Source organism: Pseudomonas sp. NBRC 111131 (genome assembly GCF_001320525.1).
Classification (GTDB): Bacteria; Pseudomonadota; Gammaproteobacteria; order Pseudomonadales; family Pseudomonadaceae; genus Aquipseudomonas; species Aquipseudomonas ceruminis.
The window spans coordinates 1-5,342 of sequence record NZ_BCBH01000070.1 but is presented as its reverse complement, the minus strand read 5'-3'; the positions used below and the strand labels follow the sequence as shown (position 1 = coordinate 5,342).

The window sequence follows — 5,342 nt, the reverse complement described above, 5'->3', positions numbered from 1 at the left end:
AGTCGAATTCGGTTATCGACAACAGCCTCGACGACTGCGCCTTTGAGCGTAACGGAGTGCGGTCAATGTTGGATTTCTCCACAGACTTGATCAGCAGTGGATCCGTAAGGCTGAGCGCGGTGCGTAGCCCGAAGTAGCGCTCAATCGCGAGAGGATCAATCAGGTGCCTGGCATGGCCAAAAGTGAAGCAAAAAACCCTGCCTCTAATTGCCAGGACGAGCAGCGCTTTGAGCGATCTGCCGGTCAGATCAAGGCCCGCTACTTCTGGAACAGCGCCGAAGAGCTGCGTCCACTTTGGATGGGAAGGGTTTTTCTGGTGATAGAAGAGGCATTCAACATCACCTAACGCGAACGCGATTGGTCGTAGGTTGACCTCGTCGGAAAGCGCGTCCTGGATGGTTCGCCCTTCCTTGAGCAAGAACACATTGATTGTGATCTTCACGCATCACTCCTTGACCCCTCGCCTTGATGTTAAATTGGCATCTGCCACTGCCCCCGTCAAGCCAGGTAAACGACGCGCTAGGCCACCTACTTTGGCCAAGGTGGGGATCATGAAATTAGGGTGTGCAGCACCCGTACGCGCTACCCTGTTGTATCACTCATGCAATGCACGAGGAGCGCAAATGAAGCGAAATCTGGATTCAATGCTTATGCCCGACTCTCCCGCTGTGCAAGAAGCCGTTGAGGCCATGAAGCGCTATCACCAAGCCCAAGACACAGGCGAGCCTGATTGCGAAGTCGAGCGGCTAAGATTGGCAGCAGAACAGCTGTTCCAGTCAATCAGCGACTACCAGCTCGCAGCCTTGGGGCATCAACCCCTTGTTCGCCACTGAGCATGGCTGAGCACCCTCAGACTCCCGATGGACGCTATTTCGTGGTGAGGGGGCGCCTATGGCGATGCAGCGATCCCACGCTCACCGTTGAGCACCGGCAGCAACTGGTCGACGCATTGATGGACGCTCGACGTGCAGTGAAGCTGGCAAAGGCAGCCAATGATCCTGACCAGCTTCTGAGAGCCAGGCAACAGGTTGACCAGGCGAAAGTTGCCTTGGGTGAGCGCGGGCCAGTTTGGTGGAGCGATGGTGCGCCCGATTACAACCGCAAGCTGGTCACCAACTCGCCTTACCATAGCTGGTACCAAGCTTTGAAATCTGGAGCCTAGCGGGCGCTATGCACCAGTGCACGCTCAGTCCTTACTCGATATATTGATGATCAGCCCGGTTATCGAGTAAGCACAGTTTGTCATTCTTTGAGTGGAATTACCCAGCGGCCCGGGACACTGAGCATCTCGTTTGGGAGGCCGCTGTGGCGGCCTATGGCGCGGATCTGCCTGCCATCCTCAGTGACCTTCTCAATCGCTACACTCGCAGTCCTGGGATGGATACTGTCGCTCGCGTAACTCCTGAATGCCTATAGATTTGGTTCGGATGCTGCTCAAGCTGAAGTTTCTGCAGATGTTACGAAGGCATGTTGAGCAGCCTGCAGCCGCTCTTGCAGCCGGGCAACATAGGCCTCAGCTTCAACTGCATTCGCGAACGAAACTGGATGGCCGTCAATGATCATTTTGCAGCCTGATCCGTGTTCGTCGACCTGGATATCGATCTTCATGCCCGCCATCTCCTTGGTGTTGTTTTGGCGGCGCGGAGGGTGTGCGGTTGTCGCGAACAGGCAGCACGCAAATTGTTCATAGGCGTGTATGCCGGCAGCGGTATGGCACTGCATGAAGAAGCCTTCGACACGCGTCCAGGAGAGTCGATGACGCGTGCCTTGGTCTGGGGGGACGTGCGAGGTGCCTCGCTACCGAGCGCAACCAGCCTTCGCAACGGCTTGCTTGAACAAGCAGCTGGAAGCCGTGGGTAGCAATTTCCTCTCAGCGATCCACGGCTTGATGAGTCCAGGTGACATAAGCCGCTTTGAGAGATTGAGGCAGTTGTGGGGAATCGGGTTTCAATTCGCCCGATTTCTTCACCCACTCGGTGAGCCAGGCGATGACCAAAGTTCGAGTGACAGGGCTGGGCCCAACCTGGCGCTCCAGTTCGGCAGCTACCTGATCTAGGAACGCGATCTTCAGCGTCCAACTGGGCTAGCTGATCAGCCATTGTCTCGTCCTCCTACCCCACGTGCTGCTTCGGTTCTTGGGCGGATAGAGCCAGGGCACGACCCCGGCCAGCGCCCCGCGCCATGGCCCTAGTTACGTATTCACCAGGCCTTTTTGCATAGGCTTCCTCAATCCTAGCCAAGCCCGAGCGCTCGTAGATCCCGATGAACAACTGGGTGTCCCCTGTGCGGGAAAGCCGAACCTGAACATCGAGCTTGGCTCCGTCATCTAGTTCCTCCACATGGGAATGGAGCTGCAGAGCTGGATCTGCACAAGCCCAAAATACCGCTCCACGATGTCGCATCCTTGCCTCATCAGGTCTTCCTCATTCGCTACATACAAGGACGCGAAATCATAGAGCAACGATGATTAGTACCACCGATCCGAGCTGCGACAGACTGTGGTGAACACCTGAGGCTCAGCGATTACCTGAAAAAGGTAGGGCGCATTTCCGTCGCCCCTGACTTTGGGAGTTCAGCATGAAAGCCATCGTGTACAACGGCCCACGTGACGTCGCGGTCAAGGATGTACCAGACGCAAAAATTGAAAAGCCTACGGACGTGCTGGTACGCATTACCACGACCAACATCTGCGGTTCTGATTTGCACATGTACGAGGGCCGCACCTCGTTTGAAGCCGGGAGAGTCTTTGGTCACGAAAATCTCGGTGAGGTGATCGAGGTGGGGGCAGGGGTCGACAGGGTCAAAGTCGGTGACCGTGTCTGCTTACCCTTCAATATTGGCTGTGGATTCTGTGAGAACTGTGAAAAAGGCCTCACTGGGTTCTGCCTTACAGCGAATCCTGGTGCTGCGGGCGCCGCTTACGGTTTTGCCGAGATGGGCCCGTATCAGGGCGGGCAGGCCGAATTGCTGCGCGTGCCCTATGCGGATTTCAACTGCCTGGTACTACCGGAAGATGCCCAAGAGCGTGAGGATGACTACGTCATGCTCTCGGATATCTTCCCTACAGGTTGGCATGCAACAGAGCTTGCCGGTTTGCTACCGGGTGAAAGCATTGCGATTTACGGCGCAGGGCCTGTCGGCCTGATGGCCGCCCATTCGGCAATCATCAAAGGTGCATCTCAGGTGTTCGTCATCGACAACCAACCGGATCGTCTGCAACTTGCCGCGCAGCTGGGGGCAACCCCAATCAACGCAGTCGAGCAGAAGGCCGTGGAAGAGATCATGAACCTGACCCATGGCAAAGGCACCGACCGGGGATGTGAGTGCGTGGGCTACCAGTGCTGCGACAAGCATGGCCATGAAGCGAACTACCTCACCATGAACAACCTGGTCGCTTCAACCAAGGCCACAGGCGGCATTGGCGTGGTTGGTGTGTTCGTGCCAGAAGATCCTGGAGCGAAAAACGAACTGGCGAAGGAAGGCAAGATGGCCTTCGACTTCGGTGCGTTCTGGTTCAAGGGCCAGCAGATCCGGACAGGCCAGGCGAATGTGAAGGCCTACAATCGCCGCCTGGCAGAGCTCATCCATCATGGGCGCGCCAAGCCCTCGCAGATCATTTCCCATCGTTTGAAATTGGCCGAAGGCCCAGATGCCTACAAGCATTTCGATGCGCGGGATGATGGTTGGACGAAAGTGGTGCTCAAGCCTGCTGCGTGATCCGCTCTCACTGCTTCCAGGGAAGGAAGCTTGGCGAGAAGGGAGATCTGCATGCTTTAGAAGCTAGCCTCACCGGCTTGTCAGGGCGTTATCACCCGGCAATTTCCAGTTGTGTGTTCTTCCGCCACCCTCGCAGATTCATGGCGCAAAGGCAAAACTGCAGGATGATCAGAGCCCAGGCTTGTGCTTGCCAGCCCCACACAGCCCACAGCACGTTGCTTGCGATGAAACAGCAGAATCCTATCTTCCTTCTACCCGGACGGCGCGAACCGATGCACCAGGCTGCCAGTACGGTCATCACCATGGCAGGCCATTCAAGTAACCCGATCCAATATTCCATGAAACTTTCCAACTGATGATGGGATATCTGAAACTAATCACCTGCCAGCGTTCTGAGCGCTGGCAGGTGATCGCTTGACTAAGCCGCTCGCTTCTCGCCCTTGAGCATCTTTTTCTGCATTTCCATGGTTCGCCCCAGCTCCTCAAGGATGTCCTTGCTGAGCAGCTTCTTCGCCGTGGGGAACAGCTCGCCTTCTTCTTCCTCGATGTGATGCTCCAACAACTCTTTCATGACCTTGACCCGCCCGGCGAATTCGACGGTGCCGGTTTCGGTATGCAGGAGGTCGGGTAGGACGAGGGAGTCAACAGTCCGGTGTTCTTCCTTGGCCTCGTAGTACATCTTCGCTTCTTCCTTGCCACCCGCTTCCTTGATGGCCGGATAGAGAATTTCTTCTTCGAGCGCGGTGTGAATCTGCAGCTCCTGCTCGATCCTGTGGAGTAGATCGGCCCGTTTTTTCACTGCTCGCTCGGTGGTGGTCGACAGCTCTTCGAGCAGCTTCTTTACCAACTTGTGGTCTTGAATCAGTAAGTCGATAGCGTTCATGGCGTTACCTCATCACGGATTGAAAGAATGGAAAACTTGCCTGTGGTTGAGTGGCCGCCAAGCGAGACGGTTCAACGCAGATGATGTCTGGCGTCATCGTTCGGGATGGCAGCCCCCGATGGCCATTGCGGCCTTGAGGGCTGCCAGGTGAGTCAGGCCCTGCGGAAGGTTTCCCAGATATTGTCCAGTCTGCGGATCGATCATCTCCGAGTAGATGCCTACACCGTGTGACAGCCCTTGCAAAGCGTCTGCATAGGCGGCTTCGGCGCGATCCTGGTTATCCAGAATGGCCCAGGCTTCGATAAGCCAGAATGTGCAGGCCAGGAAGCAACCTTCCTCTTCCTGTGCATCGGTGTAGCGATAATGGAAAGCGCCGGCCCCCAGATCATGATCAATGGCTTCCAGCGTGCTGCGTAGACGTTCCTGGCTGGGGTAACCGAACCTGACGGCCAGTGCCAGTGAAGCGTCCAGTCGGTCGCTGCCTGGATAGAACAGGTATGCCTGACGCTCTTCGCTCCAGCAGTGCGCCTCGATCCATTGCTGGATGCGCTGTCGCTCGCGATCCCAGCGTTCCCGGCATGTAGTGGGAAGGTGACCGCCATCGGCCAATTCGATGGCCCGGCTCAAGGCTTGCCAACAGCTGATTTTAGACATCGTGTAATGCTGTTTTTCCGGCAACTCCCAGATACCGGCGTCCTGCTGACGCCAACAGTCTGCGCATTGGTCGGCAAGGCCTGAGAGG

The 5,342-nt window shown here is 56.4% G+C and carries 9 protein-coding genes and 1 pseudogene; 4 read left to right on the top strand and 6 right to left on the bottom strand.

The genetic code is table 11. From position 1 onward, the window contains the following. Positions 1-442, bottom strand: a 442-nt coding sequence (locus APH34_RS28155; protein ID WP_177337059.1) for a TIGR04141 family sporadically distributed protein, incomplete at its 3' end; no start/stop codon positions are given. A gap of 181 nt (positions 443-623) precedes the next feature. Between APH34_RS28155 and APH34_RS28150 the strand changes: the two genes are divergently transcribed. Both APH34_RS28150 and APH34_RS30190 read left to right on the top strand, forming a co-directional pair. Then, positions 624-833, top strand: coding sequence for a hypothetical protein (locus tag APH34_RS28150; RefSeq protein WP_054903770.1), 210 nt, complete (start codon positions 624-626; stop codon positions 831-833). 2 nt (positions 834-835) lie between these two features. Then, positions 836-1,162 carry a hypothetical protein gene (locus tag APH34_RS30190; RefSeq protein ID WP_054903769.1) on the top strand — a complete coding sequence of 109 codons (327 nt, stop codon included), beginning with the start codon at positions 836-838 and terminating at the stop codon, positions 1,160-1,162. A 272-nt stretch (positions 1,163-1,434) separates the two neighbouring features. Here APH34_RS30190 and APH34_RS29485 read toward each other — a convergent pair whose 3' ends face one another. Beyond that, a complete protein-coding gene (locus APH34_RS29485) occupies positions 1,435-1,608 on the bottom strand; it encodes a hypothetical protein (protein WP_156340891.1) in 174 nt (57 codons plus the stop codon). A 41-nt stretch (positions 1,609-1,649) separates the two neighbouring features. Here APH34_RS29485 and APH34_RS30185 point away from each other — a divergent pair. Further along, positions 1,650-1,860, top strand: a pseudogene (locus tag APH34_RS30185) (hypothetical protein); the annotation flags it as partial. A gap of 251 nt (positions 1,861-2,111) precedes the next feature. On the opposite strand, the gene APH34_RS30180 reads toward APH34_RS30185, so the two are convergent. Next, complete coding sequence (locus APH34_RS30180; RefSeq protein ID WP_054903766.1) at positions 2,112-2,402, bottom strand: hypothetical protein; 291 nt, start codon at positions 2,400-2,402, stop codon at positions 2,112-2,114. 175 nt (positions 2,403-2,577) lie between these two features. Between APH34_RS30180 and APH34_RS28125 the strand changes: the two genes are divergently transcribed. After that, positions 2,578-3,717: a glutathione-independent formaldehyde dehydrogenase gene (locus APH34_RS28125; RefSeq protein ID WP_014859200.1), complete on the top strand. Its 1,140-nt coding sequence runs from the start codon at positions 2,578-2,580 to the stop codon at positions 3,715-3,717. Between the two features lie 91 nt (positions 3,718-3,808). Here the strand turns inward: APH34_RS28125 and APH34_RS28120 are convergent, their stop codons facing one another. From APH34_RS28120 to APH34_RS28110, 3 genes are all read right to left on the bottom strand, one after another. Next, positions 3,809-4,057 carry a hypothetical protein gene (locus tag APH34_RS28120; RefSeq protein ID WP_016711391.1) on the bottom strand — a complete coding sequence of 83 codons (249 nt, stop codon included), beginning with the start codon at positions 4,055-4,057 and terminating at the stop codon, positions 3,809-3,811. A gap of 78 nt (positions 4,058-4,135) precedes the next feature. Further along, positions 4,136-4,600: a hemerythrin domain-containing protein gene (locus APH34_RS28115; RefSeq protein WP_054903765.1), complete on the bottom strand. Its 465-nt coding sequence runs from the start codon at positions 4,598-4,600 to the stop codon at positions 4,136-4,138. Between the two features lie 93 nt (positions 4,601-4,693). Continuing rightward, on the bottom strand, positions 4,694-5,342 hold a 649-nt coding region (locus APH34_RS28110; RefSeq protein WP_256215994.1), incomplete at its 5' end, for a glycoside hydrolase family 15 protein.

What these genes read in the sequence shown, in the direction of transcription:
- APH34_RS28120 (WP_016711391.1), bottom strand. Translation starts at nt 4,057, where the DNA reads ATGGAATATTGGATCGGGTTACTTGAATGGCCTGCCATGGTGATGACC.
- APH34_RS28150 (WP_054903770.1), top strand. Translation starts at nt 624, where the DNA reads ATGAAGCGAAATCTGGATTCAATGCTTATGCCCGACTCTCCCGCTGTG.
- APH34_RS28125 (WP_014859200.1), top strand. Translation starts at nt 2,578, where the DNA reads ATGAAAGCCATCGTGTACAACGGCCCACGTGACGTCGCGGTCAAGGAT.
- APH34_RS30190 (WP_054903769.1), top strand. Translation starts at nt 836, where the DNA reads ATGGCTGAGCACCCTCAGACTCCCGATGGACGCTATTTCGTGGTGAGG.
- APH34_RS30180 (WP_054903766.1), bottom strand. Translation starts at nt 2,402, where the DNA reads ATGCGACATCGTGGAGCGGTATTTTGGGCTTGTGCAGATCCAGCTCTG.
- APH34_RS29485 (WP_156340891.1), bottom strand. Translation starts at nt 1,608, where the DNA reads ATGAAGATCGATATCCAGGTCGACGAACACGGATCAGGCTGCAAAATG.
- APH34_RS28115 (WP_054903765.1), bottom strand. Translation starts at nt 4,600, where the DNA reads ATGAACGCTATCGACTTACTGATTCAAGACCACAAGTTGGTAAAGAAG.